The following is a 26,503-nucleotide window of genomic DNA, read 5'->3' as shown; positions in this document are numbered from 1 at the left end:
TGACGCGCCGATGGGGCCTTACGAGTGCGGGCACTCCTGGAGATCGTCTGCCCCGGCCCGGGAGTGCCTGCGTGATCGCAGGGGGTGCTGTGCCCGCGTCTGACCGATGCGGGGCGGTGCGCGTGACGTGTTCATGGTTAACCTTTACCTAATCTTCACTTCTTCTCCTGAAGGGAGAATTCCCCTGCTGACGGCGCGAAAAACCTGCGCGTGCGGGGTCGATGGCTCTACGATGACGCGCACGCCAGTGAACTGCCCAAACGAACTACTCGCATCTGGACGCCAGTAGATGTTTACTTGGAGACTGAAGTTCAGATGAAGGGTGTTTCCTGATGGAACCGATGGACGACGCCGTCCGGGTTCTGGCGCAACGGCTGAAGTCGCTCCGCACCCGGCGCTGGCCGGAGGTGAAGATCACGCAGCCGATGCTGGGCGAGGCCCTGGCCAAGGGCGGACGGCCGCTCAGCTCCGGGCTGATCAGCTCCTGGGAGTCGGGCACGACGCCGAAGACGCCTCCGCTGGCGCGCCTGGACGACTACGCCACCCTGTTCTGCACCCCGCGTTCGATCAAGGACGGCGCGCTGCGCCTGCTGCCGGTCTCCGAGCTGACCGCCGAGGAGCTCGCCGAGCGCGGGCGTATCCGGGCCGACCTGCTCAGCCTGCGCAACGACGCGGTGCACGAGCCGGCCGGCGCAACCGCCAACCCGTGGGACTTCCGCGACGAGCGGCCGATCACCATCATCTGCGGCAGCCTGCCGGCCGACCTGACCGCGAGCCTGAGCAAGTACGTCGACCCCGACGATCCCGACTACATGGACCTCTACACCTACGCCGACATCGACGCCCTGTTCGAGCTCCACGGCCACCTGCGCGCGCTCAACCCGGCCAGCACGGTCCGCCGCCGCAGGGTCGACACCGTCTCGCCGACCGAGGACTTCGCCGGGCACGTCGTGCTGCTCGGCGGCGTCGACTTCAACCCGCGCACCGCCGACGTGCTGGCCGACCCCGCGATGCCGGTCAAGCAGGTGGCCGAGTGGGACGCGGGCCGCGTCTACTTCGAGGTCGGCGAGGAGCACTACCCGCCGACGCTGGAGCGGGGGGCCGACGGGCGGGAGATCCTGCTCGAGGACGTGGCCCACTTCTACCGCGGCCCCAACCCGCTCTACCAGAGCGGCACGCTGACCATGTGCAACGGCATGTTCGGGCGCGGCACCCTCGGCGCGGTGCGCGCGCTGACCGATCCGGCCCTGGCCGAGGCCAACAGCGAGTACCTCAACACCCGCTTCGCCGGGCAGGAGAGCTTCAGCCTGATCACCCGGGTCCTCGTCATGGGCGGCGCCGTGCTCACCCCCGACTGGCGCCTGTCCGGCAACGTGCTCCACGAGTGGCCGGAGGACGCGGGGTGAGCCGTCACCACCACGGCTCACACCGGCACCTCCTGGCGTCTCCCCCGCGGCCCGCCGGGACCGCGCGGGTCGATGCGATCATCGTGCCGACCGTGCGGCCGCCGGCGTATCTGCGGGACGCGGCGGCGGTGGCGGAGCGGCTCGGCTGCCCGCTGGTCACGTTGTCGAGCGGGCGCTACACCTCGGCGGCGCGGACCATGCGCGGGCTGGGCGAGATGGGCGTGGAACTGGTCGCCATCGAGCTGTCGCGGCACAAGCCGCTGCCCTCTCCCTTCCACGGCCCGGAGTTCCTGCGTTCCACCCCGCTCGACTGCCGCGCCGACACCGCCGCCAAGCGCAACGTCGGCATGGCGCTGGCCACCATGACCGGCTGGGAGAATGTCGTCTTCCTGGACGACGACGTCGTGGTGCCCGATCCGGCCGACCTGTCCGTGGCGGCCGCGCTGCTGGGCTCCTTCGACCGGGTGGCGCTGACGCTCGGCGGCTTTGCCGACAACTCGGTGGTGTGCCACGCCTACCGCGACAACGGCGGCGCCGACCAGGCCGCCTTCGCCGGGGCGGGCGCGATGGCCGTGGCGGCGGCCAAGGCTCCGGCCTACTACCCGGCCGTCTACAACGAGGACTGGTTCGATCTGCTCGGCGACGACGGCGCGCTCCGGCCCACGGCGAGCGTCGGCGCCGCGCTGCAGCGGGAGTACGACCCCTACGGCACGCCGGAGCGGGCCAGGCGCGAGGAGTTCGGCGACGTGCTCGGCGAGGGCCTGATGTGGCTGCTCGACTCGGGCATCTCCTGGCAGGCCGCGGACGTGGACCACTGGCGGGAGGTGCTGCGCCGGCGCCGCAGGCTCGTCGAGGACCTCCTGCACAGGGAGCGCAGGACGGCGGCGCGGGCCGCGCTCCTGGCCGCCCGCGAGCAGCTCAAGAACATCAAGGCGCGCGCCTGCCACCGCTTCGTGGAGGACTGGGCCGACGCCAGGAAAAGCTGGCAGGCCCACCTCGGCACGCTGCCGACCGGGCTGACGACGGCGCGGGCGTGCGAGCGGTTGCGGGAGCGCCATCCGGAGCTGACCGTGCACCACCACGAGCGGCGTCCGGCCGCCTACAAGCTCGGCGGCCCTCCCGGTACGGCCGCGCCGTACGCGGTCCGCATCCCCCGTCCCGAGGGCGGGCTGGTCAGGTTCGAGCCGCTCACCGAGGCCGGCGTCCCCGCCCTCGTGGACTCCTTCGGGCAGCGGCCCTACTTCGAGCGCGCCCTGGCCAGGCAGGAGAGCGGCCACGGCATCCTGCTGATCGCCTGGGACCGGAAGCGGGCCGTGGGCACCGTCTACATCTGGCTGGACAAGGCGGAGGAGAAGCGGCTGCGGCGCAGACTTCCGGGTACGCCCTTGCTCATGCACCTCGACCTGTTGCCCGAATACCGCGACACCGGGTTCGGCACCATGCTCGTCTACGTGGCCGAGCAGAAGCTCATCGAACGCGGCCACTCCACCGTCGCGCTCGGCGTCGATCCGGACAACCAGCAGGCGTACCGGCTGTATCTGCGCCTGGGTTACCGCAAGTGGAAGCACTCCCCGCTGCCGACGACCGAAGAGATCCTCCACGAGGACGGGACAAGCGAGCGCAAACCAGACAGATGTCACATTCTCTTCAAGACTCTTTCTCCGTTCCCGTCATCATTGCGATGATGGGAGCTTCGTGGGAAAGAGGCTTCTTTGTCACCTGATCATCACGGCTCACATCGCAAGCTGCTCTCCTCCCCAACCGCTCCCGCGCGTACGGGGCGGATCGACGCCATCGTCATCCCGACGGCGCGCCCGCCCGCCTTCCTCGACCACGCCGCCGACCTGGGCCGCCGGCTCGGCTGCCCCGTGGTCGCCCTGTGCAGCGGCCCCCGCACCGGCGCCGCCCCGGTACGCCGCCGCCTGCCCTGGGTGATCGCCGCCGACTTCCCCGGACCGGAACAGCTCCGGCTGCCCGACTTCGCCACCTCCCGCGTCCTGCCCCACTCCTTCCAGCGCTCCGGCGACCTGGCGGCCAAGCGGAACGCGGGGCTGCTGCTGGCCAGGATGATGGGCTGGCGCAACCTCGCCTTCCTCGACGACGACATCGTGGTCTCCTCCCCCGGCGACCTGCGCTCGGCCGCCGCCCTGCTGGACGAGCACGGCGCGGTGGCGCTGTCGGTCTCCGGCTACCCGGACAACTCGGTGGTCTGCCACGCCTACCGCGACGTCGGCGGCGACCAGGACACCTTCGTCGGCAGCGGCGCGCTGGTCGTGGACACCGCGCGGGCGCGGTCCTTCTTTCCCGACGTGTACAACGAGGACTGGTTCTTCGTCCTCGAAGTGCCCCGGCTGGGGGTGACGGGCCAGATGTGGCAGGCGCCGTACGATCCTTACGAGAGCCCCGAGCGCGCCCGCGACGAGGAGTTCGGGGACGTGCTGGCCGAGGGCATCTTCTGGCTCCTGGACGACCGGCGTCCGGTGAGCGAGGCGGACCTGGAGCACTGGCGGACGTTCCTGCGCAGGCGCAGAAGCTTCATCGAGCACATCCACGCCCGCCTGGACCAGGCGGACGCGGCCAAGCGGGCGCCCATGGAGGAGTCGCTGCGCGCGGCGCTCGGCCGGCTGACCCGCATCACGCCGGAGCTGTGCGTGCGCTACCTGGACGCCTGGCGCGAGGACCTGCGGGTGTGGCGCGAACACCTGCGGGACCTGCGCCCGGCCGGATCGGTGGAGGAGGCACTCGGCTCCCTGGGCGTGACCAGCCTGGTCACCGACCTGAGCACCCGCGTGACGTCGAGGTAGGCGGAAAACCGGCGCAACCCCCCTGACGAGGGCTGAGTAGGGGCTACTCATGCCGCCACCGCCGTCCTCGCCCAGGCTGTGCCCATACCTTCGGAAAGGCGGAAGTGATGGGCGACAGATACACGGTGCTGCGCGACCTGACCCGGACGTTCACCGCGGGTCCGCTGGAGGCGCGGCGGACCGGTGGCGGGCCCGGTGAGCCGCATCTGGAGACGCTCGACCTCAGCAAGCGGGAGGCCCGCGCGCTGGCGGCGGAACCGGGTGTGGCGGCTCTGGCCCCGACGATGCCGATCGGCCTGCCGATCGACGTGGACGGCGACGAGCCGCCCGCCCCCACCGATGTCACGTGGGGTGTCGCGGCGGTCGGGGCGCCGGGCTCCAGCAGGACCGGCGAGGGGTCGCTGGTCGCGGTGCTGGACTCGGGCATCGACGCGGGGCACACGGCGTTCGCGGGGATGGAGTTCGTGCAGAAGGACTTCACCGGCGACGGGAACGGCGACAAACGCGGCCACGGTACGCACGTGGCGGGCACCGTGTTCGGACGGCCGGTGGAGGGCATCAGGATCGGCGTCGCCCCGGGCATCGGGAGGGCGCTCATCGGGAAGGTCATCAGGGACTCCGGGGGCGGGACCACGGACGCGCTGCTCGAGGCCATTCTGTGGGCGGCGCGGGAGGGCGCGGACGTGATCACGATGTCGGTGTCGTTCGCGTTCACCAAGGCCGTCGAGGAGGACGTGGCCGAGGGGCTGCCGGTCTTCCTGGCCACGGCGCGGGCGCTGGAGGCCTACCGGGCCAACCTGCGGTTGTTCGACTCGCTGATGCGGATGCTGGCCGAGCGTTCGGCCGTGGACAAGGGCACGCTGGTCATCGCGGCCTCCGGCAACTCGAGCATGCGGGAGGTGAACCCGGCGTTCGAGGTGGGGGCCGAGCTGCCGTCGGCGGCCGACGGGGTGCTGGCCGTGGGCGCGTTGCAGAAGGTGGACGGGCTGCTGGACGTGACCCGGTTCTCCAACACCTTCGCCGACGTGTGCGCGCCGGGCAAGGACGTGTTCTCGGCCCGGCTGGGCGGCGGGCTGTCGGCCAAGAACGGGACCAGCATGGCGGCTCCGCACGTGGCGGGGGTCGCGGCGCTGTGGTGGGAGGAACTGCGCGACGCGCTGCCGCCCGCCTCCGTCGCGCGCGCCTCGATGGTCGCCAACCGGCTGCTGGCCGCGGCCACCGGCGCGGGGTTCGTGCCGGACGCCGACCTCGCCGACATCGGCGCGGGCCTGGCGCTCTGCCCGCCGTAATACCCACTAGTTTAGGGGACATGACCACGGATCAGCATGGACTGGCGACGACGGGCTCCGGCGCCGCCGTCCGGCACTACGACCAGGCCGTCGACGCGCTGCTCCACTTCCAGATCGAGGTGGACGGGCACGCGGCGGCCGCCGTCGAGGCGGAGCCCGGGTTCGCGATGGGCCACGTGCTCCAGGCCTACCTCGGGCTGCTCACCACCGAGGCGGACGACGCCAGGGCGGCCCGCGAGCGCTTCGCGTCCTTCCGCGCGCGGGCCGGAGAGGGCCTCCTGCTCCCCCGCGAGCGGGCCCACGTGGAGGCGGTGCAGGCCCTGCTGGACGGCGACTTCCGCACCTGCGGGGCCCGGCTGCAGGCGATCACCGAGGCGCACCCGCGCGACGCGCTCGCCCTGGCCGCCGGTCATCAGGTCGACTTCTTCACCGGCGACGCCCGCTCGCTGCGCGACCGGATCGGCGGCGCGCTGACCGGCTGGTCGGAGGACGACCGGCACTACGGGCACGTGCTGGGCATGTACGCCTTCGGGCTGGAGGAGGCGGGCCACTACGACCGCTCGGAGGAGGTGGGCCTGCGCGCGGTCGAGCTCAACGCCCGCGACGTCTGGGGCATCCACGCGGTCGTGCACACCTACGAGATGCAGGGCCGCTTCGGCCAGGGCGTGCGCTACATGGACGCCCGGCTGGACGACTGGTCCACCGGCACGTTCTTCAACGTGCACAACTGGTGGCACTACTCCCTGTACGCGCTGGAGGCAGGAGACACCGGGCGGGCCCTGGAGATCTACGACGCCGTGCTCGCCGGCGGCCAGGGCGCGATGGAGTTGCTGGACGCGGCGGCGCTGCTGTGGCGCCTCTACCTCGAAGGCGACGTACGGCACGAGCGCTGGCAGGCCCTCGCCGACGCCTGGACGCCCAAGGCCGGCGAGGCCTTCTACGCCTTCAACGACATGCACGCCGTCATGGCCTACACCGGCTCGGGCCGCTATCGGGAGGCTGACCAGCTGATCGCCGACCGGCAGCGCTACCTCGCCGAGCCGCGCCCGGGGGTCACCAACCAGGAGATGACCGCCCGGGTGGGCCTGCCGGTCTGCCGGGCGATCGCCGCCTTCGGCCGCGGCGCGTACGAGACGGTGGTGGACCTGCTGTATCCGATCCGGCACCGGATCAACGAGTTCGGCGGCAGCCACGCGCAGCGTGACGCCGTGCAGAAGACCCTGCTGGAGGCGGCGCTGCGCGGCGGCCGCAGGGACGTGGCCAGGGTGCTGCTGAGCGAGCGCATCGGGGTGCGTCCGTGCAGCCCGTTCAACTGGCTCAAGCAGGGCGCGCTGGCCGAGCAGCTCGGCGAGCGCGCCGCCGCGGCCGCCGCCCGCCTCAAGGCCGAGCAGCTGGTACGGCAGGCCTGACGTCAGGGCGCCCGCACGGTGAGAACGGCCGCCGGCAACCCCCGCAAACCCCCGGGGATCTCGATATTTCCGGATGAGTCCACCTTGACCGGCCCCTCCCCCCACGACCCCGTGGCCCGCGCCGTCTCCACCAGGTCCCCGGCCAGGGTGAGCACCCCGGCCCCCGGGTCCAGGACGATCACGTTGAGCGTGCCATCGGGCCGCAGCGTGTAGCGCACCGGCTGACCGGCCGGTTCGGCGTGCCGTACCCAAGGACGGGTGCCGTAGACCGCGGCCCCGAAGACCCGCAGCCACTCCCCCAGGAACCGCAGCCGCTCCACCTGATCCCCCGGCAGCGACCCGTCGGCGTGCGGCCCGATGTTGAGCAGCAGGTTGCCGTTCTTGGAGACGGTGTCGGCCAGCAGGTGCACGAGTTCCTCGCGCCCGAGCAGGTGCCGCTCGTCCTCGGCCCGGTTGTAGCCGAACGACTGGCCCAGCCCGCGCGTCGCCTCCCACACCCACGGCGAGGTGCGCGACTCCGACTGGTACTCGCGCGTGCGGTAGCCGAGGTGCGCCACCCCCCAGCGGTCGTTGACCACGCCGTCGGGCACGCGCGCGTAGTAGCGCTCGAAAAGCTCGCTCAGCCCGTACGGCCCGCCCGCCTTGGCCGAGTCAGGCCAGTCGATGTCGTTCCACAGCAGGTCGGGGGCGTGCCGCTCGACCAGTTCCGCCACCTGCTCGAAGGAGTGGCGGGCGAAGGCCTCGTCGTTGCGCCGCAGCGTGAACAGGTCGGTGAGCGAGCGGATCGGCGGGAAGTGGGAGACGTGCCAGTCGAGCGCGCCGGAGTAGTAGAAGCCGAGCCGCAGCCCGGCGGCCCTGGCCTGCTCGGCCATGGCGGCCATGAGGTCGCGGCGCGGGCCGCGGCGGGCGCTGTTGAACGGGGTGGTGGCGGTGTCCCACAGGCAGAAGCCGTCGTGGTGCTTGGCCGTGGGCACGACGTAGCGGGCGCCGCACTCGGCGAACAGGCGCATCCATCCGGCCGGGTCGAACGCCTCCGTGGTCCAGACGTCGGCGAGGTCCTCGTAGGAGACGCCCACGCCGTACCTGCGCTCGTGGAAGTCCTGCGCGGGCGAGCCGGGGATGCGGACGGTGTTGGCGTACCACTCGGCGTACTGGTGATGGCTGTATTCGAGTTCCGCCGGCACGTTCTGCCCCGGCAGCCGGGGGCTGGCCCATCCGGGCACCGAATACAGGCCCCAGTGGACGAACACCCCGAACTTGGCGTCCCTGAACCACGCGGGAACCTCCCGCGACGGGTAGGTGACGCCCAGGTCGGGCCCGACACGGCGGTCGAACTGCAGCAAGACCGATCCTTTCAGCGGCCGGCCAGGCCGGCGGTGGCGATGCCCTTGACCAGGTGCTTCTGCAGGGCGATGAGCAGCAGCAGGGTCGGCAGGATGGAGACGATGGAGGCGGCCATGACCAGGTGCCACTGGTTGCCGTTCTGCCCGAAGAACAGCTGCAGGCCGAGCGGGACCGTGCCCCGCGCGCTCACGTCGTTGATCATGATGAGCGGCCAGAGGAAGCTGTTCCAGTAGTTGATGAAGGTGAAGACGGCGAGCACGCCGAGCGCCGGCCGGGCCATCGGCAGCATGATCTGGGTGAAGATGCGGAGCTCTCCGGCGCTGTCGATGCGGGCGGCCTCCTGCATCTCGCGCGGCACCGAGCGGAAGAACTGGCGCAGCAGGAACGTGCCGAACGCGGTGAACGCCCACGGGAAGATCAGCGCCTGGTAGGTGTCCACCCAGCCGAGCGACTGCATGAGGATGAACATGGGCACGACCAGCACTTCCTGCGGCACCATCAGCGTGGCAAGGAAGATCAGGAAGACGCCGTCGCGCCCGCGCCAGCGCAGCGCGGCGAAGGCGTAGGCCGACAGCGCCGAGGCGGTCAGCACCACGAGCGTGCCGACGCCGGCGACCAGCACCCCGTTGAGGATGTAGCGCTGGAAGGGCACGTAGGTGAAGACGTCGGCGAAGTTCTGCCAGCGGATCGAGGAGCCCACGAGCGAGCCGGGGTCGGAGAAGGTCTCCCCGGCCGGCTTCAGCGCGGTGGCGACCGCGAAGATCAGCGGGTAGAGGAAGGCCAGCGTGACCGCGGCCAGCAGGGCGTGCGAGACGGCGCTCTTCAGGGGGCTCTTAACTCTCATAGTGCACCCACCGCTTCTGGCCGAGGAACTGCACGAACGTGACGGCCAGGATGATCGCGAACAGCACCCACGCCGCCGCGGCGGCCAGGCCCAGGTCACGCGACTGGAAGCCGGCCTGGTAGACGTTCATGACGAGGGTCTCGGTGGCGTTGCCGGGACCGCCGGCCGTGAGGATGTACGGCTGCGTGAACACCTGCAGCGCGGTGATCACCGTCATCGTGGTGGCGAAGAACAGCGCGGGCGAGATCAGCGGCAGCTGCACGCTCACCAGGCGGCGCAGGCCGGTGGCGCCGTCCAGCGAGGCCGCCTCCAGCACCGGCTTGGGCATCTCGTTGATCGCCGCCGAGAACACGATCATGTTGTAGCCGAAGCCCTGCCACACGCTCATCGCGACCACCGACAGCAGCGCCGTACGGCCGTCGGCCAGCAGGTTCGGCTCGGTCCCGACGAGCTGGAAGAGCAGCTTGAAGATGACCGCGTTGGCCACCATCGGGGTGATCGCCGGGATGAAGAACAGCACCCGCCACAGGTTCTGCCAGCGCGAGTTGCTGATCCAGAAGGCCAGGCCGAGCGCGAGGAGGATGTTCAGCGGCACGTACAGGCCGGTGAAGACGAACGTGTTCCGCAACGCGGCCAGGAAGTCGGGGTCCTCGCCGAACAGGTAGCGGAAGTTGTCGAGCCCGATGAACTCGCTGCCGCCCAGCATCGGCCAGTCGAAGAAGCTCATGACCACGGCCATGCCGACGGGGAACAGCGTGAACAGCCCGAGGCCGAGCACGCTCGGGGTGGCGAACCCGAGCGCGCTCCACGTCTCCCGTGTCCTCACTGGCCGCGCGCTCCCTGCTGCTGGATGGTGGCCAGGGCGTCCTTGGGCGCCTGGGCCCCGGTGTAGACCTGCAGGAAGTACTGGGCCATGAGCTTGTTGACGTTGTCCCAGTTCTTGGTGGTGAACAGCGGGGTGCCGCCGGCCAGGCCCTCCCTGACCGCGCCCATGGCGGCCTTGACGTCGGCGGCCTTGCCGGCGTCCTGCTTGACCAGGAACTCCTCGTAGCCGGCCTGCTGCTCGGTGCGGGAGGGGAAGCCGCGCCCGACACCGGCGAGGTAGGCCTGGGCGTCCTTGCCGGTCAGCGTCTCGACCGCCTTGATCGCCTCGGCCTTGTAGGGGCAGCTCTTGGCCACGCCGAAGCCGGAGCCGGCGACATAGGTCTTGGAGCCGCCCGGCCCGGCGGGCAGCGGCGCGAGGCCGACGGCGAACTTGGCGTCCTTGATGTGGGAGCCGAGGTTCCAGGAGCCGTCCACGGCCATCATCGCGTTGCCGTTGACGAACTGCGTCTCGCCCCAGCCGCCTTCGGCCGAGGAGGCGGGCACGCTGCCGGCCTTGCTCTTGGCCAGGCCCGCGTACCAGGTGAGGGCGTCGGCCATCGGCTGGCTGTCCAGCTGCAGCTTGACGTCCTGGGTGACCGGCGCGGCCCCGTTGTAGGACAACAGCAGCGACAGCGTGTGCAGGTCGGAGAACGACATGCCGAACCCGGCCTTGCCGCCGCTCGACAGGGTCTTCGCGGCCTTCTCGAAGTCGGCGACCGTCCAGCCCGCCTTCGGCTCGGGCAGCCCGGCCTTCGCGAAGGCGTCCTTGTTGTAATAGACGAGCATCGAGGCCAGGTCGTACGGCAGGGCGAGCTGCTTGCCGCCCATCTTGAGCGCCTCCAGCGAGGCCGGCGCGAACCCGTCGGGAGCGGTCAGCGGCTCCATGAGGTCGGCGTAGGCGCCGAGGCGCAGGCTCTGCATGGAGACGATGCACGCCTGCTTGCCGGCGGCGAACTCCGTCTGGAGCTTGGTGAAGTAGTCGTTGAACGGCGCGGTGCGCAGCGCGATCTTGACCTTGGGGTTCTGCTGCGTGACGAGCTTGGCGAGGTGGTCCAGCTGGGCCTTCTCGTCCTCGCTGCCCGCCCACATCTCCCAGTCGAGGGTGATCGTGCCGTCGTCCTGCTTGGCGCCGCCCGCCGTACCAGATGCACCGCCACCGCCACAGGCGGTGGCTCCGAGGACGAGCGCGAGCCCCGCTGCCAGAAAGCCCTTCATGTGTGGTTTCCTTAATTTCGGCGACGAAATTATTATGGTCGTGGACCCTAGGCTTGGTCGGCCGAGGACGTCAAGGGGCAGGAGGAACATTGCGCGAAGATCTGGTCAGGGCGGAGATCCTGGCCATGCTCGGGCGGGAGCCGCTCAACCGCTCGGAGATCGCGGCCCGCCTTGGGCTCGGTGCGGCCACCGTCACCGAGCACACGCGGAGGCTCATCGACCTAGGCTACCTGCGAGAACTCGCTCCCCAGGTGAGCGGGCGCGGCCGGCCCCGGGTGCCGCTGGAGGTGCTGCCGGACGCCGCGTACACGCTCGGGCTGCGCGTGCACCACACCCACGTGGTGGGCGTGCTCATGCGGCTCAACGGCAGCGAGGTGCGCCGCTTCACCCAGCCCTTCGACCCGCGCCACGAGCCCGTGGAGCAGCTGGCCAAGATGTGCCTGGAGGTGCTCGGCGAGCCGGGCATGGGCGAGCGCGTACGCGGCGTCGGGCTCGCCGTGCCCGGCGTGATCGACCCCGCCAAGGGCGTGGTACGGCTCTCGCCCCACCTCGGCTGGTCGGACCTGGCGCTGCGCCCCCGCCTGGCCGAGCTGCTGCCGGTGCCCGTGCTGATCGACAACGACACGCGCGCCAGCACCACGGCGGAACTGCTGTTCGGCACCGGGCGCGACCACGACGACTTCCTCGTGCTGGCCGTCGGCGGCGGCGTCGGCATGGGCATCGTGCTCGGCCGGCGGGTGCACCGGGGACCGGACGGCGTGGCCGGGGAGTTCGGGCACGTGCCCGTCGACCCGTTCGGCCCGCCGTGCGTGTGCGGGCGGCGCGGCTGCGTGGAGACCTACGCCGCGGACTACGCGCTGGCCGCGCGGGCGCTGGAGCGGGGGCTGACCTCACGGGCGGTGGCCGTGGACGAGCTGCACGCGCTCGCGCTGGCCGACACGCCCGGCATCCGCGACCTGATGGCCGAGGCGGGATCCACGCTGGGCAGGGCGGCGGCCGGGATAGTGAACGTGCTGGCGGTACGGGCCCTCACGGTCATCGGTGAGAGCCATGTGCTGTGGCCCTATCTGGAGCCGGGGTTCCGCCCCGCGGTGGAGGGCGGAGTCCTGTCGGGCCTGGAGATCTCGGTGCGGCCGTGGGACGACAGCGCGCACGCCATCGGCGCGGCCTGCCTGGTGCTCGCCGCCACGGTCGGCGCCCGCTGACCGCGCGGGGCGGGGCCCCTCCTGGAACCCCGCCCCCTGGCCGCTAGATCCAGAGCGTGCCGGTGTCGTCCGTGCCGGCGTCCGTGCGCACGAAACCCACGTAGCCACCGGAGCCGGTGGGCACGTTGTACCAGCGGTATCCCTTGAGCTCACCGGGGTTGATGGAGAAACCGCCCTCGTCCTGGTGGTTTCCATCGGGTCCCGTGTACGACAGGCCGTGCACCCACTGGCGGCCGACCCCGTCCCTGCGGTCGTACCAGACGGTGATCCACCGCTCCCCGGCATTGATGTCGATGCACACCAGGCTCGGGCCCCAGCCGATGTTGTCGCACTTCGTGGGCAGGGCGGCGGCCGACACCTCGGCCGCGCGGACGGGGGCCGCCTGGGCCGGGGCGGCGAGCCCCAGCAGCGCGGCGAAGGCGACGAGTGCCACCGCGAGTCTCTTCATGATCGTTTCCCCTCGTTTTCCGGATTCGGTGTTCCGGCTTTCGCGGACGCCTCCCTGTATAGGAGTAAAGGGCTTGTTCGGTCTCACACGCTGGACACCGAACATCAACCGCTGAACAATGAATGCCGCTGGCCCATCGACAAGGGGGGCGACGATACCTCGCCAGGAGCGTCCGCTGGGCCCGGCTGACAATGGGTTATCGCGGTTCGCGGCGGATCTGCGGAAACTCAGGGAAAAGGCCGGGACGCCGTCGTACCGGGAACTCGCCGGACGCGCGCATTATTCGGCCAGCACCCTTTCTGAGGCCGCCGGGGGCCGTAAACTTCCGAGTTTGTCGGTGACGCTGGCTTATGTCGCCTCGTGTGGCGGGGACCTCCAGGAATGGCAGGCCCGATGGCATGGGCTGGCCGACGAGCTGACCCCGCAGGAGCCGGCCGACGAGGCGGCGGCGCCGTACCTCGGACTGGCCGCCTTCAGGCAGCAGGACGCCGAGCGCTTCCACGGCCGGGAGCGGCTCGTGGAGCGGGTGCGGACGATGGTGTCGGAGCGGCGGTTCGTCGCGGTGCTCGGGGCGTCCGGATCGGGCAAGTCGTCGCTGCTGCGCGCCGGACTGCTGCCCGCGCTCGCCGGGCGGCCCGCGCTGGTGCTGACCCCGGGCGCCCATCCGCTGCGCGAGTGCGCGACCGGGCTGGGCGCGATGCTCGGCGTCGCGCCCGGCGATCCGCACAAGGACCTGGGCGAACGGCCCGCCGGCCTCGGCCTGCTGACCCGGCAGGTCGTGGCCAAGGAGGGCTCGGAGCAGGACTTCGTGCTGGTCGCCGACCAGTTCGAAGAGGTGTTCACCCTGTGCCAGGATCCCGCGGAGCGTGCCGCCTTCATCGCGGCGCTGGTGGCCGCGGCGGGCGATCCCGGCAACCGCACCCGCGTGGTCATCGGCGTGCGCACCGACTTCTACCATCATTGCGCCCAGCACCCCAGCCTGGCCGAGGTGCTGCAGGACGCGCAGGTCCTGGTCGGCCCCATGACGGCGGAAGAGCTCCACCGGGCGATCACGCAACCGGCCGTCGACCTGGGCTACCGGGTCGAGACCGCGCTGGTCTCCCGGCTGGTCGCCGACGCCACCGGCCAGGCGGGCATGCTGCCGCTGCTGTCCCACACGCTGCTGGAGACCTGGCGGCGCCGGCGCGGCAACACCGTCAGCCTGACCGGGTACGAGGCCACCGGCGGCATCGAACGCGCCGTCGCCCAGAGCTCGGAGGCCGTCTACAACGCGCTCGGCCCTGACGGGCAGGCGCTGGTCCGGCAGATCTTCCTCCGGCTCACCGCGCTCGGCGAGGGCACCGAGGACACCAGACGCCGCATCTCGCGCGGCGAGCTCGACCACCCGAAGGCCGCCGAGGTGCTCGAAGCGCTGGCCCGCGCCCGGCTCGTCACCCTGCACGGCGACGCCGTCGAGATCGCGCACGAAGCGCTGATCAAGTCGTGGCCCCGCCTGCGCGCCTGGCTCACCGAGGACCGCGACGGCCTGCGCGTCCACCGCCAGATCACCGAGGCGGCCGAGGCGTGGGAGGAGGAGTCCAGGGACCACGCCGCGCTGCACCGCGGCACCCGCCTGGCCGTCGCCCTGGAATGGGCCGCCGCGCACCGTCCGCTCCTGTCGCCGGGAGAACGCGACTTCCTGGCCGTCAGCGCCACCGCGGCGGCCGAGGACCAGGCCGCGGCGCGGCGACGGGCCCGGCGCCTGCGGCGGCTCACGGCGCTGCTGGCCGTACTGGTGATGCTGACCACGGCCACCACGATCTATGCCGTCCGCTCCGAGCAGGCCGCCACGCGCCAGCGCGACCTCGCCCTGTCGCAGAAGGTCGCCGCAGCGGCCGACCGGCTCCGCCAGACGGACCCGGCGCTGTCCGCGCAGCTCAGCCTGGCCGCCTACCGCCTGTCGCCCACCGAGGACGCGCGCAACAGCCTGCTGCGCGTCTTCGCCACCCCGTACGCCACCCGCCTCACCGGCCACAGCGACCGGGTCAACTCGGTCGCGGTGAGCCCGGACGGCCGCAGCCTGATCAGCGCGAGCCGCGACCGGACCGCGCAGCTCTGGGACATCACCCACCCGCACCGGCCGCGCCGGCTGGCCGTGCTGACCGGGCACCGCGGCAACGTCAACGCCGCCGCCTTCAGCCCCGACGGCCGGCTGGCCGCCACGGCGAGCTGGGACCACACGGTACGCCTGTGGAACCTCGCCGATCCCGGGCGGGCGCCGGCCGTCCTGCCGCACGACGCCAACGTGAACGCGGTCGCCTTCAGCCCCGACGGCCGGCTCCTGGCCACGGCGGGCGACGACCGCGTCGCCCGGGTGTGGGACGTCGCCGGGCCGCGGGTCGCGGCGAGCCTGCGGGGTCACGGCGCCGCCGTCGTGTCGGTGGCATTCAGCCCGGACGGGCGCACGCTGGCCACCGGCAGCTTCGACCGCACCGCCCGGCTGTGGGATCTGGCCGGCCCCGGCCGGCCGGCTTCCTCCCTGCGCGGGCACACCGGGCCCGTGGCCTGGGTGGCGTACCGGCCGGACGGGCGCCTGCTCGCCACGGCGGGCAACGACGGCGACGTCCGCCTCTGGCAGGTCGACGGGACTCGCGCACGGGCGCGGGCGCGGGCCGGCGACCACCAGGAGATCGTGCGCTCGGTCGCCTTCAGCGCCGACGGCCGCACGCTCGTCAGCGCCGGGCACGACGACACCGTGCGCCTGACCGACGTCACCGACCCGGACGAGCCCCGGGCCCTGACCGCGTTCACCGGCCACACCGGCAACGCGGTCTCGGCCGTGTTCGCCCCCGGCGGGCGCACGCTGGCCTCGGCCAGCGACGACTACACCGTCCGGCTCTGGGACCTGCCCCATCCCGCGCTGACCGGGCACACCGGCGGCGTCCACTGGCTGGCCTTCAGCCCCGACGGCCGCACGCTCGCGACGGTCGGCGAGGACCGCGCGCTGCGCCTGTGGGACGTCTCCGAGCCCGGCCGCACCCGGCAGCGCGCCGTCCTGACCGGCCACGACGCCGCCGTCTGGGCGGTGACGTTCAGCCCCGGCGGCGCCGTCGCGGCCACCGCCGCCTACGACCGCACCGTCCGGCTCTGGGACGTCGCCGCCGCCCGCCCCGGCCCCCTCGCGACGCTCACCGGCCACACCGCCAACGTCAACGCCGTCGCCTTCTCCCCCGACGGCACCACCCTGGCCAGCGCGAGCCTCGACACCACCGTGCGGTTCACGGACGTACGCGACCCCCGCCGCCCCCGCCGCGCGGGCGCCTTCACGGCCGACGCGGAAGGCGTCAACACACTCGCCTACAGCCCCGACGGCCGCATCCTGGCCACCGCCGGCTGGGACCACGACGCCCGGCTGTGGAACGTCACCGACCTGAGCCGCCCCATCCCCCTGTCCACGCTGACCGGCCACGCCGACGGCATCAACTCCCTCGCCTACAGCCCCGACGGCCGCACGCTCGCCACGGCGAGCTTCGACCGCACCGCGCGCCTCTGGGACGTCGCCGACCCCGCGCACGCCCGCGCGCTGGCCACCCTCGGCGGTCACACCGGCAGCGTCTCCATGGTCGCCTTCAGCCCGGACGGCCGCACGCTCGCCACCTCGGGCAACGACCGCTCGCTGCGCCTGTGGGATCTCGCCGACCGCCGCCGTCCCGTGGAGACGGCCTCGCTGGGCGCGCACGCCGACGGAGTCTCCTCCGTCGCGTTCGGCCCCGACGGGCACACCCTGGCGACCGGCAGTCACGACCGCACGGCGCTGCTCTGGGAGACCGGCACGGTACGGCTGGCCGCCCGGTTGTGCGAAGCCGCCTTCCCCCGGATCACCACGGCGGAATGGGCGGTGCACTTCCCCGGCCTGCCGTACCGGCCGCCGTGTGAGACCGGCGCGGGATTTGTCGGGCTTGCCGAGTAGGCTCCACCCTCATGGACCAACTGACGCTGATGGCCGTACACGCCCACCCCGACGACGAGGTCCTGAGCACCGGTGGCATCCTCGCCCGCTATGCCGACGAGGGCATCCGCACCGTCCTCGTGACCTGCACCAACGGTGAGCAGGGCGACGGCGTGGGCGGGGTGAAGCCGGGCCAGGACGGCCACGACGCCGCCGCCGTGGCCCAGCAGCGGCTGGCCGAGCTGCGCGAGTCGGCCGGGCACCTGGGCATCACCCACGTCGAGCTGCTCGGTTACCAGGACTCCGGCATGGACGGCTGGGACGCCAACCATGACGCCTCCTCCTTCGCCAACGTGCCGGTCGAGGAGGCCGCGGCCAAGCTGAGCGCGCTGATCGAGCGGTACCGCCCGCAGGTCGTCGTCACCTACGACGAGAACGGCGGCTACGGCCACCCCGACCACATCCAGGCCCACCGCGTCGCGGTCGCCGCGGCGAAGAGCACCGGCATCCCGGCGAAGTTCTACTACACCGCCATCCCCCGCGCGCGGATGCGCGCGATGTTCGAGCAGATGAAGGCGGCCGGCGTCGACTTCGGCGAGGACTTCGACCCCGACGCCGACTTCGGCACCCCCGACGAGCTCATCACCTCCGTCGTGGACGCCTCCGCGGTGGTGGAGCGCAAGCTGAAGGCGCTGCGCGCGCACGCCAGCCAGGGCGACAGCATCTTCGTCCTGCAGATGCCCGACGAGGCGCAGAGGATGGCCTTCTCCCACGAGGCCTTCATCCGCGTCAGCTCCACGGTCGAGGCCCCCGACCACGAGGACGACCTGTTCGCCGGGCTGCGCTGATGGACGAGCGGCGGCTGGTGCGCGTCTCGAAGTACCTGTCCAAGCACCTGCGGCACGAGCCCGGCCGGATCGGCCTGGAGCTCGACCCCCACGGCTGGACAGATATCGGCACGTTCCTGGCCGCCGCCGCGGCCCACAACTTCCCGATCACCAGGCAGGAGCTCGACGAGGCCGTCGCCCAGAACGACAAGCGCCGCTTCACCGTCGAGGACGGCCGCATCCGCGCCAACCAGGGCCACTCGATCCCCGTCGACCTGGACCTGCCCGTCGCGACGCCGCCCGAGGTCCTGTTCCACGGCACGGTGGCCCGGGTGCTGCCGGCCATCAGGGCCGAGGGCCTGCGCCCCATGAACCGCCACCACGTGCATCTCTCCCCCGACCGCGAGACCGCCCGGCGCGTGGGCGCCCGCCGCGGCCGGCCGGTCGTCCTCGCCGTGGACGCCGCCACCATGCACGCCTCCGGTCATGACTTCCACCTGACCGCCAACGGCGTCTGGCTCGCCACGACCGTGCCGCCGGCCTACATCCGCTTCCCGGACTGACCCGGCGAAGGGCGGATCAGCGTCCGCGCGCGTCGTCGCCGTGCCGATCGGCCGGGCGACGGTCCGCCTCACCTGCTACGCCTGCTCCTCGGAAGGGGGGACGGCTGAAAGACCTCGGCAAGCCGATCGAGGGGGTCGGCGGTTTCGGAGTCAGCTCAGGAACTCGCGGGCACCGCGCAGCCGGGTGCGCAGCCGCGCCTGCGTGACGCGGCAGTCCAGCCGCACGTCGAGCGGCCCGCCCAGGTCCGTGGCGGCACGGCTGCCGGTCGGCAGGCGGTCCGGATCGAGCCCGTCCCGCCGCGCGACCAGGCATCCCAGCTCGTAGCGGCTCACGGCGTCCGCACCGGCGACATGGTGAACCCCCGCCGCGTCGTGGCCCGTGAGCTCCAGCAGCGCCGCGGCGAGATCGCCGACGTGCACGGGGCAGCGCACGTCGTCGGTGAACAACACGCCCTCCCGCCCCGCCGCCAGCGCGTGTACGAACGCCTCGTGCGACGAACCGCCGTCCCCGATGATCAGGGACGTCCGCACGATCGCCGCCGAGGGGACCATCGCCCGCACGGCCACCTCCGCCGCCGCCTTCGCCGCCCCGTACGGGCTGATCGGGTCGGGAACGCACGTCTCCGCGTAGACGACCGCCCGACCGGAGAAGACGGCATCGCTGGACACATGGACCAGACGCGCGCCACTCCCGGCCACCGCGCCGGCCACATGAGCGGCGCCCACCGCCGTCGTCACCCAGTCCGCCGGCCGGTAGGCCGCGTTGACCACCACGTCAGGACCGAACGCGGCGATCCGGCCGGCGACGGCGGCGCGGTCACGTAGGTCGAGCCGCAACCACTCGGCTCCCCCGCCCTGGCCGGGCCGGGTCAGATAGGTGGCGGCCACCTGATGCCCGCCGGCCACGGCCCGCCGCGCGAGCTGACCGCCGAGCAAGCCACTGCCGCCGACGATGACGATTCTCATGGCCGACCACCGTAGAACCACCGGCCCACCGCGGACACCCACCTGCGCCTCATGGTCCCGATCCTTGATGATCGTGGTCAAAGGCGGCGCGGGCTAGGCTTTGGGCTCCACGCCGCGGAGCTTGGCGGGGTTCATCAGCCACAACACCTGGTCGATACCGTCCGGTGTGGCGTTGATCGTGAGGACCGTGAACACCTGGCCGTCGCGGATCAGCATGGCCGAGGTCTGGCCGTTCGTGTTCGCCCATGCCACCTCCACCCCCACCCAGAAGTGGCCGGCGAACGCCTTGACGTACTTCGCCACCCGAGCCGCGCCCACCACCGGAAACCGGGACGCGCGCGCGGCCCCGCCCCCGTCGGAGTAGCTGGTCACGTCGGCCGCGAGCAGTTCCTCCAGCGCCTCCAGCTCCCCGGAGCGGGCGGCGGTGACGAAGGCCGCCAGCAGTCTGCGCTGTTCGGCCGCGGTGACGGCGGCGCGCCGGCCTTCGCGCAGGCGTTTGCGGGCGCGGCTGACGTGCTGGCGGACCGCCGGTTCGCTGAGCTCGACGATCTCGGCGATCTCCCGGTACGGGTAGTCGAACGCCTCGCGCAGCACATAGGCGGCGCGTTCGGGCGGCGAGAGCCGTTCCAGAAGCAACAGGACCGCGAACTCCAGAGCCTCGCCCCGCTCGGCGCCCAGGTAGGGGTCGGCGGTGGTGTCGACGGGTTCGGGCAGCCAGGGGCCGAGGTAGGTCTCGCGGCGTACGCGGGCCGACTGGGAGGCGTTGATCGCCAGCCGCGTGGTGATCGTCGCCAGGAACCCGGCGGGGCTCTCCACCGTGGAGCGGTCGTAGGCCTGCCAGCGCAGCCAGACGTCCTGGACCAGGTCCTCGGCTTCGGTGACGCTGGCCAGCATCCGGTAGGCGATGCCGAACAGGCGCGGCCGCACACCGTCGAACACCGCCACGGCTTCGTCGAGATCCTCCACTTTTCTCCCCCCGGCCGCAGGCTAGCACTCGCCCGCGACGGCCGAGTGTGACCGTTCTCACCAGCGCCAACGTCACACATCACGCCGGCGTCAAGTCATTAGGTTAGGAACTGTTCTTCGCAGATGCGGTTAAGGGAGCGCCATGTATTCGCCAGAGAACCGGATCGCCACCTCGGTCTTGGTCATCGGCACGGGAGGGGCCGGGTTGCGGGCCGCGATCGAGCTCGCCGAGCGCGGTGTCAGCGTCGTGGCGGTGGGCAAACGGCCGAAGGCGGACGCGCACACCTCGCTCGCGGCCGGCGGCATCAACGCGGCCCTGGCCACGATGGACCCCGAGGACAGCTGGCAGCAGCACGCCGCCGACACCCTCAAGGAGAGTTACCTTCTCGCCAACCCGCACACCGTCCAGATCGTCACGGAAGGGGCCGCGCGGGGCATCGAAGATCTTCAGCGGTACGGCATGCCGTTCGCCCGTGAGCAGGATGGACGCATCTCGCAGCGGTTCTTCGGCGCCCACACCTTCCGGCGCACCGCCTATGCCGGCGACTACACCGGTCTGGAGATCCAGCGCACCCTGATCAACCGGGCGGCGCAGCTCGACATCCCCGTCCTCGACACCGCCTACATCACCCGCATCCTGGTCAAGGACAACGCGGTCTTCGGCGCGTACGGCTTCGACCTGAACGACGGCCGCCGCTACGTCATCCACGCCGACGCGGTCATCCTGGCGGCCGGCGGCCACACCCGCATCTGGCGGCGCACCTCCTCGCGCCGCGACGAGAACACCGGCGACTCCTTCCGCCTGGCCAGCCTCGCCGGGTGCCGTATCCGCGATCCCGAACTGGTGCAGTTCCACCCCTCCGGCCTCATCGCCCCCGAGAACGCCGCCGGCACCCTCGTCTCCGAAGCCGCCCGCGGCGAAGGCGGCATCCTGCGCAACCACCTCGGCGAGCGCTTCATGGCGCGCTACGACCCGGACCGCATGGAGTTGTCGACGCGTGACCGGATCGCGCTGGCCGCGTACACCGAGATCAAGGAAGGACGCGGCACCCCGGACGGCGGCGTCTGGCTCGACGTGTCGCACCTCCCCCGACAGACGATCATGGAACGGCTGCCGCGCGTCTACCAGACGCTCATGGAACTGCAGATGCTCGACATCACCAAGGACCCGATCGAGATCGCGCCCACCGCGCACTACTCGATGGGCGGCGTCTGGGTGCGGCCCGAGGACCACGGCACCGGGGTCGACGGCCTGTACGCGATCGGCGAGGCCGCCAGCGGGCTGCACGGCGCCAACCGGCTGGGCGGCAACTCGCTGATCGAACTGCTCGTCTTCGGCCGCATCGTCGGCCAGGAGGCGGCCGCCTACTCCGCCGGCCTGGCCGCGCAGCGCCGTTCGGCCGAGGCGCTCGACGAAGCGCGGACAGAGGTGGACACGCTTCTCGCCGCCGACGGACCCGAGAACGTGCGGGCCCTGCAGCGCGCCCTGCGCGACATCATGACCGAGCACGCCGGCGTGGTCCGCGACGAGGCCGGGCTGCTGAAGGGCCTGGACGAACTCGCCGCGCTGGAGGCGCGCATCGGCGAGGTCGGCGTGCACCCGGACATCGCCGGCTTCCAGGACCTGGCCCACGCCTTCGACCTGAAGTCCGCCGCCCTGTCCGCCCGCGCGACGATCGAGACCGCGCTCGAACGCCGCGAGACCCGCGGCTGCCACAACCGCTCCGACTACCCCGACCTCGACCCGGCCCTGCAGGTCAACCTCGTGTGGTCCGGCCCCGGATCGGTGGAGAGGGAGGCCATCCCCGCGACTCCCACCGAGATCGCCGCGCTCATGCGCGAGGTCTCCAGCGAGGGGAAGCTCGTCGAATAGAAGAAGATTCTTCGCGGCGGCTGTCACAACGCCGGAGGCTGCCCGGTCTTAGCCGGTGACCGGGGCGACGGGCGCCTCCGGCGTACAGGAAGGCGTGCCATGAAGATCGTGGTGATCGGCGGGACCGGGCTGATCGGGTCCAAGGTCGTGACGAGGCTGACGGAGCACGGCCACGACGCGGTGGCCGCGTCGCCGGGCACCGGGGTCGACACGCTCACCGGGGAAGGGCTGGCCGAGGTGCTGGCCGGTGCGCGGGTGGTGGTCGACGTGTCGAACTCGCCGTCGTTCGAGCGGGCGGCGGTGATGGAGTTCTTCGAGACCTCCACCCGCAACCTGCTGGCTGCGGAGGCGGAGGCGGGCGTCGGCCACCACGTGGCGCTGTCGGTGGTGGGCACCGAGCGGATGCCGGACAACGGGTACTTCGCCGCGAAGATCGCCCAGGAGCGGTTGATCGAGGAGTCGCCGATCCCGTTCTCGCTGGTGCACGCGACGCAGTTCTTCGAGTTCGCCCGCGGCATCGCCGACGCCGCCACGGTGGAGGGGACGGTGCGTGTGGCGCCTGTGCGGTTCCAGCCGATCGCGGGTGACGAGGTCGCCCAGGCGGTGGGCCGGGTGGCGGCCGGGCCGCCGCTGAACGGGCGCGTGGAGGTGGCCGGGCCCGAACAGTCCCGGATGGATGAGTTCTTCCGCGAGGCCCTGGCGGCCTGGGGCGACCCGCGCGAGGTGGTCACCGACCCGCGGGCGCGCTACTTCGGCAGCGTGCCCGGCGAGCGCACGCTGGTGCCCGGCGACGACGCCGTCCTCGGCCGGATCCGCTACCGCGACTGGCTCGCGGCCCAGGCTCAGGAGACGACCTGAGCGGCGACGACGAGTTTCTGCGCGAACGTGAGATCGAGGTCGAGGTCGAACCGGCCCGAGGCCGTGGCCAGCCGTCCGGAGGAGGAGTACGCGCTCCCGATCACCGGGCGATATCCGCTTCCAAGAGGAGCCATGAGCGAACGGCCGCCCGGGGCGGCCCGGTGATCAACCAGGCCCGGCATACTCGCCTCTGTGCGGACCGAACAGGAGGACCGGCCTGAGCCGGTGTGGAGCTGCTGGAACTACTGGATCGCGGTGCCCACGGGTGATCAGGCGGGTGTCATGGAGACGCTCGGGCTGACCGAGTCACGGCCGATGACCTTCGCCCAGGCCAGGGAGATGATCGACACTGCTGTGCACGGCGGTCTGGACCATCAGGTCTACGTCAGTCCCGAAGTGGACGGTTGCACCTTGGTCATCGGGCCATGGTGTGACCCGTGCGACGACGAACGCCACGAAGGCGTGCTCAGGTCGTGCCTGGCGCTGAGCGCACGGTATGCCCGCTGCCAGGCCTACTATTTCGGCGAGCAGGGCGATGGTTCGGCGTGGCTGGTGGCCGAACACGGCAGCCTCGTCCGCCGATACGCGGCGACAGACGATGACCTCCCGGCCCTGGGCGACCCCTTGCCACGGGAAAGGGCGCGGTTGCTCCGTCTGGGGCTCCCGGCCGATCTCGCGACGGCAAGTGCCGAGGACCTCGATGAATGGGCGGTCGAAGCCGTGTGGCTGGCCCCCGAGATCGCCGCCTCTTACGGCGTCACCCCTCACACCCTGACGGAGGACACTGTGGTGCGAGGGACAGGCAAGCTCGCCCTGACACCCGACCCCACTGATCACCAGAACTGAAACCGCGGCATTACCTCTTCGCCCGTGCGGAACGCCTCAAAGACGACAAGCGCCACTCGTGCGGCTTCCCATCTGCTTGACCTGATCCGGATCGGCCCTTCGGTAGATCATGCCGCCTGAGCAAAGGGCCGCCAGCGTGCTAGAGCCCCTGACGGGCGAGCGGGCGGTGAACGTGCTCGGGGCCACTTAGGTGACCATCATCCTGCTGCGATACATCGCCGCTCACCCAGCCGAAACGCGGCAACAGGTCGTGGCGGGCGCGTTCGATCATCGTCCAGGCCGGCTCGGGTGGGACGCGAACACCGGACCAGTGATGCGGAAGGGTCCTGGACACCTCTGGGCGCGAGCGGTTGACCGGGGTTTGGGGCGGAGCCCCAAGGAGACACAGCCTGAGCTCCACGGCGCGAAGCGCCCCCTCTGCGAAGCCCATGCCTTTCGGGCGGGGCTTGGGGCGGAGCCCCAAAGGGACACAGCCTGAGCCCCGCAAGCGCGAAGCGCCGCTACGCGAAGACCGTGCTCTTGGGCAATCCCGCCAATCGCCGGACTAACCAGCCTGGGGCCCCTATCGTTCGTATCACTGTGGAGTCAACTCGCCACAGAATGTCACAACCAGGTAGGAGTGATGGTGGGGGAGGCGCGGCATCGCAGCGCCGGGGCTCCGCGGGGGTGGTACGCGGGCCTGGCGCAAGACCGGAGGTTCCGGTTACTACGGACGAGGTTCTATCGGCTGGCCATCGGGATCGTCGCCTCGTTCCTGGGCTGGTACTTCCTCTACATCTGGCTGTCGGCCTTCGCGCGGGAGTTCATGGCCCGGCCGGTGGTCGGCAACATCAACGTGGCCCTGCTGCTGGGCGTGTTGCAGTTCGTGTCCACGTTCGCCCTGGCCTGGCGGTATTCACGCTATGCCCGCCGCATGCTCGATCCCCTGTCCGAGCAGCTCCGGGAGGAGGCGGCCGCCATGGAAGCGGAGCGCGAGCACGCCGAACGACTGGCGGCCGAGCGCCGGCGGATCGAGAGCTGGGCGCCGCCGCGCCGTACCGCCGCCCATCGCAGGACCCGGGGAGGCCGCCCATGATGGGCCCGGCGCTGACGTTCACCCTGTTCGTGCTGTTCATCGCGATCACGCTGGTCATCACGTTCTGGGCCAGGGCCAACACCCGCGGCACCGACGACTACTACGCCGGGGGCAGAGCCTTCTCCGGCGCCCAGAACGGCCTCGCGCTGGCCGGCGACTACATGTCGGCCGCCTCCTTCCTCGGCATCGCGGGCATCATCGCGCTGTCGGGCTACGACGGCTTCCTGTACTCGATCGGCTTCCTCGTCGCCTGGCTGCTCACGCTCCTGCTGGTGGAGCTGATGCGCAACGCGGGCCGCTTCACCATGGCCGACGTCCTGTCCTATCGGGTACGGCGCCAGCCTCGCGTCAGAACGGCGGCCGTGGCCTCGACCGTCACCGTGTCCGTCTTCTACCTGCTCGCCCAGATGGTCGGCGCGGGCGCGCTCGTATCCCTGCTGCTCGGCGTTTCCACCGACACCGCCAAGATCGTGACGATCGTCGCGGTCGGCGCCATGATGATCGTCTACGTCATGTTCGGCGGCATGAAGGGCACCACCTGGGTTCAGATCATCAAGGCGGTGCTGCTCATGGGCGGCACCACCGTGCTGACGGTCATGGTCCTCAGCCGGTTCGGCTTCAACCTGAGCGACATGCTCGGCGCCGCCGCCCGCAACAGCGGCCACGCCGGGTTCCTGCAGCCGGGCGGCCGGTTCGGCAAGGAGGTCGCGGGCGATCCGCTGCGGACGCTGGTCAACAAGCTCGACTTCATCAGCCTGGCGCTCGCGCTGGTACTGGGCACCGCCGGGCTCCCCCACATCGTCAGCCGCTTCTTCACGGTGCCGGACGCGCGGGCGGCGCGTACCTCGGTGAACTGGGCCATCGGCCTGGTCGGGGTCTTCTACCTGATGACGCTGGCGCTGGGGTTCGGCGCGACCGCGCTGGTGGGGCAGGACGCCATCGCCGCCCAGGATCCGGCGGGCAACGCCGCCGCGCTGCAGCTCGCGCGGGCGCTGGGCGGTGACGTGCTGCTGGCGTTCATCGGCGCGGTGGCCTTCGCGACGATCCTGGCGGTGGTGTCGGGGCTGGTGCTGGCCTCCTCGACCTCGCTGGCGCACGACTACTTCGGGCACGTGCTGATGTTCGGCCGGCCGAGGGAGTCGCAGGAGGTGGCGGTGGCCCGGTTCTCCTCGTGTGTGATCGGGCTGCTGGCGATCGGGCTGGCGGTGATCGCCCGGCACCAGAACGTGGCGTTCCTGGTGGCGCTGGCGTTCGCGATGGCCGCTTCGGCGAACCTGCCCGCGATCGTGTTGTCGCTGTTCTGGCGGCGGTTCAACTCGAGCGGGGTGGTGGCCGGGATCTACGGCGGGCTCGGGGCGTCGGTGCTCCTGGTCGTGCTGTCGCCGGTGGTCTCCGGCAAGGTGGACCCGGTGTCGGGACGGTCGCTGTCGCTGCTGCCCGCCGGGGTGGACTTCCACGTGTTCCCGCTGGAGAACCCGGGGCTGGTCTCGATCCCGTTCGGGTTCCTGTGCGCGGTGCTGGGGACGCTGCTCAGCGACGAGAAGGTGGATCCGGAGCGCTACCAGGAGCTGTCGGTACGCTCGCTGACCGGCACCGGCTCCCACCGCGCCCCCGCCCGGCGCAGTCGCAGGCGGCGGAAGGACGCCGGAAGGAGGACGGCACCGGGGCTCCGCCGTCCCGAAGGCACCCAGACCGACACCCCGCAGGGGGACTCGTCATGACGTCAGCGCGGGCGTGCGCGTGCACGACGTCGGTGTCCACACGACCAAGCCG

General features: G+C 71.6%; 20 protein-coding genes and 1 pseudogene. 14 read left to right on the top strand and 7 right to left on the bottom strand.

The genetic code is table 11. The features are described from left to right. Positions 1 to 332 precede the first annotated feature (332 nt). From ACIBHY_RS06860 to ACIBHY_RS06840, 5 genes are all read left to right on the top strand, one after another. Positions 333 to 1,406: a hypothetical protein gene (locus tag ACIBHY_RS06860; RefSeq protein WP_397256825.1), complete on the top strand. Its 1,074-nt coding sequence runs from the start codon at positions 333 to 335 to the stop codon at positions 1,404 to 1,406. Beyond that, a complete protein-coding gene (locus tag ACIBHY_RS06855; RefSeq protein WP_397256827.1) occupies positions 1,403 to 3,091 on the top strand; it encodes a GNAT family N-acetyltransferase in 1,689 nt (562 codons plus the stop codon). The genes ACIBHY_RS06860 and ACIBHY_RS06855 overlap by 4 nt, the downstream gene beginning before the upstream one ends. Before the next feature lie 27 nt (positions 3,092 to 3,118). Continuing rightward, complete coding sequence (locus ACIBHY_RS06850; RefSeq protein ID WP_397306165.1) at positions 3,119 to 4,210, top strand: hypothetical protein; 1,092 nt, start codon at positions 3,119 to 3,121, stop codon at positions 4,208 to 4,210. A gap of 107 nt (positions 4,211 to 4,317) precedes the next feature. Next, complete coding sequence (locus tag ACIBHY_RS06845) at positions 4,318 to 5,499, top strand: S8 family peptidase (RefSeq protein ID WP_397306164.1); 1,182 nt, start codon at positions 4,318 to 4,320, stop codon at positions 5,497 to 5,499. A 20-nt stretch (positions 5,500 to 5,519) separates the two neighbouring features. Next, positions 5,520 to 6,908, top strand: a complete 1,389-nt coding sequence (locus ACIBHY_RS06840; RefSeq protein ID WP_397256833.1) for a tetratricopeptide repeat protein — start codon at positions 5,520 to 5,522, stop codon at positions 6,906 to 6,908. A gap of 2 nt (positions 6,909 to 6,910) precedes the next feature. Here ACIBHY_RS06840 and ACIBHY_RS06835 read toward each other — a convergent pair whose 3' ends face one another. The 4 genes and pseudogenes from ACIBHY_RS06835 to ACIBHY_RS06820 all read right to left on the bottom strand — a co-directional run. Then, a complete protein-coding gene (locus ACIBHY_RS06835; RefSeq protein ID WP_397256835.1) occupies positions 6,911 to 8,251 on the bottom strand; it encodes an alpha-L-fucosidase in 1,341 nt (446 codons plus the stop codon). An 11-nt stretch (positions 8,252 to 8,262) separates the two neighbouring features. Next, the gene (locus ACIBHY_RS06830) at positions 8,263 to 9,096 is read right to left on the bottom strand and encodes a carbohydrate ABC transporter permease (RefSeq protein ID WP_397256837.1); all 834 of its coding nucleotides are present in this window, start codon (positions 9,094 to 9,096) and stop codon (positions 8,263 to 8,265) included. Continuing rightward, a complete protein-coding gene (locus ACIBHY_RS06825; RefSeq protein ID WP_379617868.1) occupies positions 9,086 to 9,922 on the bottom strand; it encodes a carbohydrate ABC transporter permease in 837 nt (278 codons plus the stop codon). The genes ACIBHY_RS06830 and ACIBHY_RS06825 overlap by 11 nt, the downstream gene beginning before the upstream one ends. A 290-nt stretch (positions 9,923 to 10,212) precedes the next feature. Beyond that, positions 10,213 to 11,049, bottom strand: a pseudogene (locus tag ACIBHY_RS06820) (ABC transporter substrate-binding protein); the annotation flags it as partial. Positions 11,050 to 11,264: 215 nt separating this feature from the next. Between ACIBHY_RS06820 and ACIBHY_RS06815 the strand changes: the two are divergent. Next, entirely contained in the window at positions 11,265 to 12,380 is a 1,116-nt protein-coding gene (locus ACIBHY_RS06815) for an ROK family protein (RefSeq protein WP_397256839.1), read from the top strand. A gap of 43 nt (positions 12,381 to 12,423) precedes the next feature. Here the strand turns inward: ACIBHY_RS06815 and ACIBHY_RS06810 are convergent, their stop codons facing one another. Next, complete coding sequence (locus ACIBHY_RS06810) at positions 12,424 to 12,828, bottom strand: hypothetical protein (RefSeq protein WP_397256841.1); 405 nt, start codon at positions 12,826 to 12,828, stop codon at positions 12,424 to 12,426. A gap of 337 nt (positions 12,829 to 13,165) precedes the next feature. On the opposite strand from ACIBHY_RS06810, the gene ACIBHY_RS06805 reads away from it, so the two are divergent. Genes ACIBHY_RS06805 through ACIBHY_RS06795 form a run of 3 tightly spaced genes read left to right on the top strand, consistent with a single transcriptional unit; the run spans position 13,166 to position 18,146 of the window. Next, positions 13,166 to 16,777 carry a hypothetical protein gene (locus ACIBHY_RS06805; RefSeq protein WP_397306250.1) on the top strand — a complete coding sequence of 1,204 codons (3,612 nt, stop codon included), beginning with the start codon at positions 13,166 to 13,168 and terminating at the stop codon, positions 16,775 to 16,777. 11 nt (positions 16,778 to 16,788) lie between these two features. Beyond that, complete coding sequence (locus ACIBHY_RS06800) at positions 16,789 to 17,604, top strand: PIG-L family deacetylase (protein WP_397256843.1); 816 nt, start codon at positions 16,789 to 16,791, stop codon at positions 17,602 to 17,604. After that, on the top strand, positions 17,604 to 18,146 hold the full coding sequence (locus tag ACIBHY_RS06795; protein WP_397256845.1) for an RNA 2'-phosphotransferase: 543 nt from the start codon (positions 17,604 to 17,606) through the stop codon (positions 18,144 to 18,146). The genes ACIBHY_RS06800 and ACIBHY_RS06795 overlap by 1 nt, the downstream gene beginning before the upstream one ends. Before the next feature lie 150 nt (positions 18,147 to 18,296). Here ACIBHY_RS06795 and ACIBHY_RS06790 read toward each other — a convergent pair whose 3' ends face one another. Next, positions 18,297 to 19,112 (bottom strand): sugar nucleotide-binding protein, encoded by an 816-nt coding sequence (locus tag ACIBHY_RS06790; RefSeq protein WP_397256847.1) that lies wholly within the window; start codon positions 19,110 to 19,112, stop codon positions 18,297 to 18,299. 93 nt (positions 19,113 to 19,205) lie between these two features. Continuing rightward, a complete protein-coding gene (locus ACIBHY_RS06785) occupies positions 19,206 to 20,078 on the bottom strand; it encodes an RNA polymerase sigma-70 factor (RefSeq protein WP_397256849.1) in 873 nt (290 codons plus the stop codon). 142 nt (positions 20,079 to 20,220) lie between these two features. On the opposite strand from ACIBHY_RS06785, the gene ACIBHY_RS06780 reads away from it, so the two are divergent. From ACIBHY_RS06780 to ACIBHY_RS06760, 5 genes are all read left to right on the top strand, one after another. Next, complete coding sequence (locus ACIBHY_RS06780; protein ID WP_397306163.1) at positions 20,221 to 21,951, top strand: L-aspartate oxidase; 1,731 nt, start codon at positions 20,221 to 20,223, stop codon at positions 21,949 to 21,951. A 99-nt stretch (positions 21,952 to 22,050) separates the two neighbouring features. Next, entirely contained in the window at positions 22,051 to 22,809 is a 759-nt protein-coding gene (locus tag ACIBHY_RS06775) for an SDR family oxidoreductase (RefSeq protein WP_397256853.1), read from the top strand. Between the two features lie 192 nt (positions 22,810 to 23,001). Continuing rightward, positions 23,002 to 23,655 (top strand): hypothetical protein, encoded by a 654-nt coding sequence (locus ACIBHY_RS06770; protein WP_397306162.1) that lies wholly within the window; start codon positions 23,002 to 23,004, stop codon positions 23,653 to 23,655. A 622-nt stretch (positions 23,656 to 24,277) separates the two neighbouring features. Beyond that, positions 24,278 to 24,730, top strand: a complete 453-nt coding sequence (locus ACIBHY_RS06765; protein WP_379617889.1) for a DUF485 domain-containing protein — start codon at positions 24,278 to 24,280, stop codon at positions 24,728 to 24,730. Beyond that, the gene (locus ACIBHY_RS06760; protein WP_397257047.1) at positions 24,730 to 26,451 is read left to right on the top strand and encodes a cation acetate symporter; all 1,722 of its coding nucleotides are present in this window, start codon (positions 24,730 to 24,732) and stop codon (positions 26,449 to 26,451) included. Before ACIBHY_RS06765 ends, ACIBHY_RS06760 begins: the two co-directional genes overlap by 1 nt. Positions 26,452 to 26,503: the final 52 nt, after the last annotated feature.

Origin of the sequence: Nonomuraea sp. NPDC050547 (assembly GCF_044457345.1) — a bacterium.
GTDB lineage: Bacteria > Actinomycetota > Actinomycetes > Streptosporangiales > Streptosporangiaceae > Nonomuraea.
This window is presented reverse-complemented; position numbering and strand designations above follow the sequence as displayed.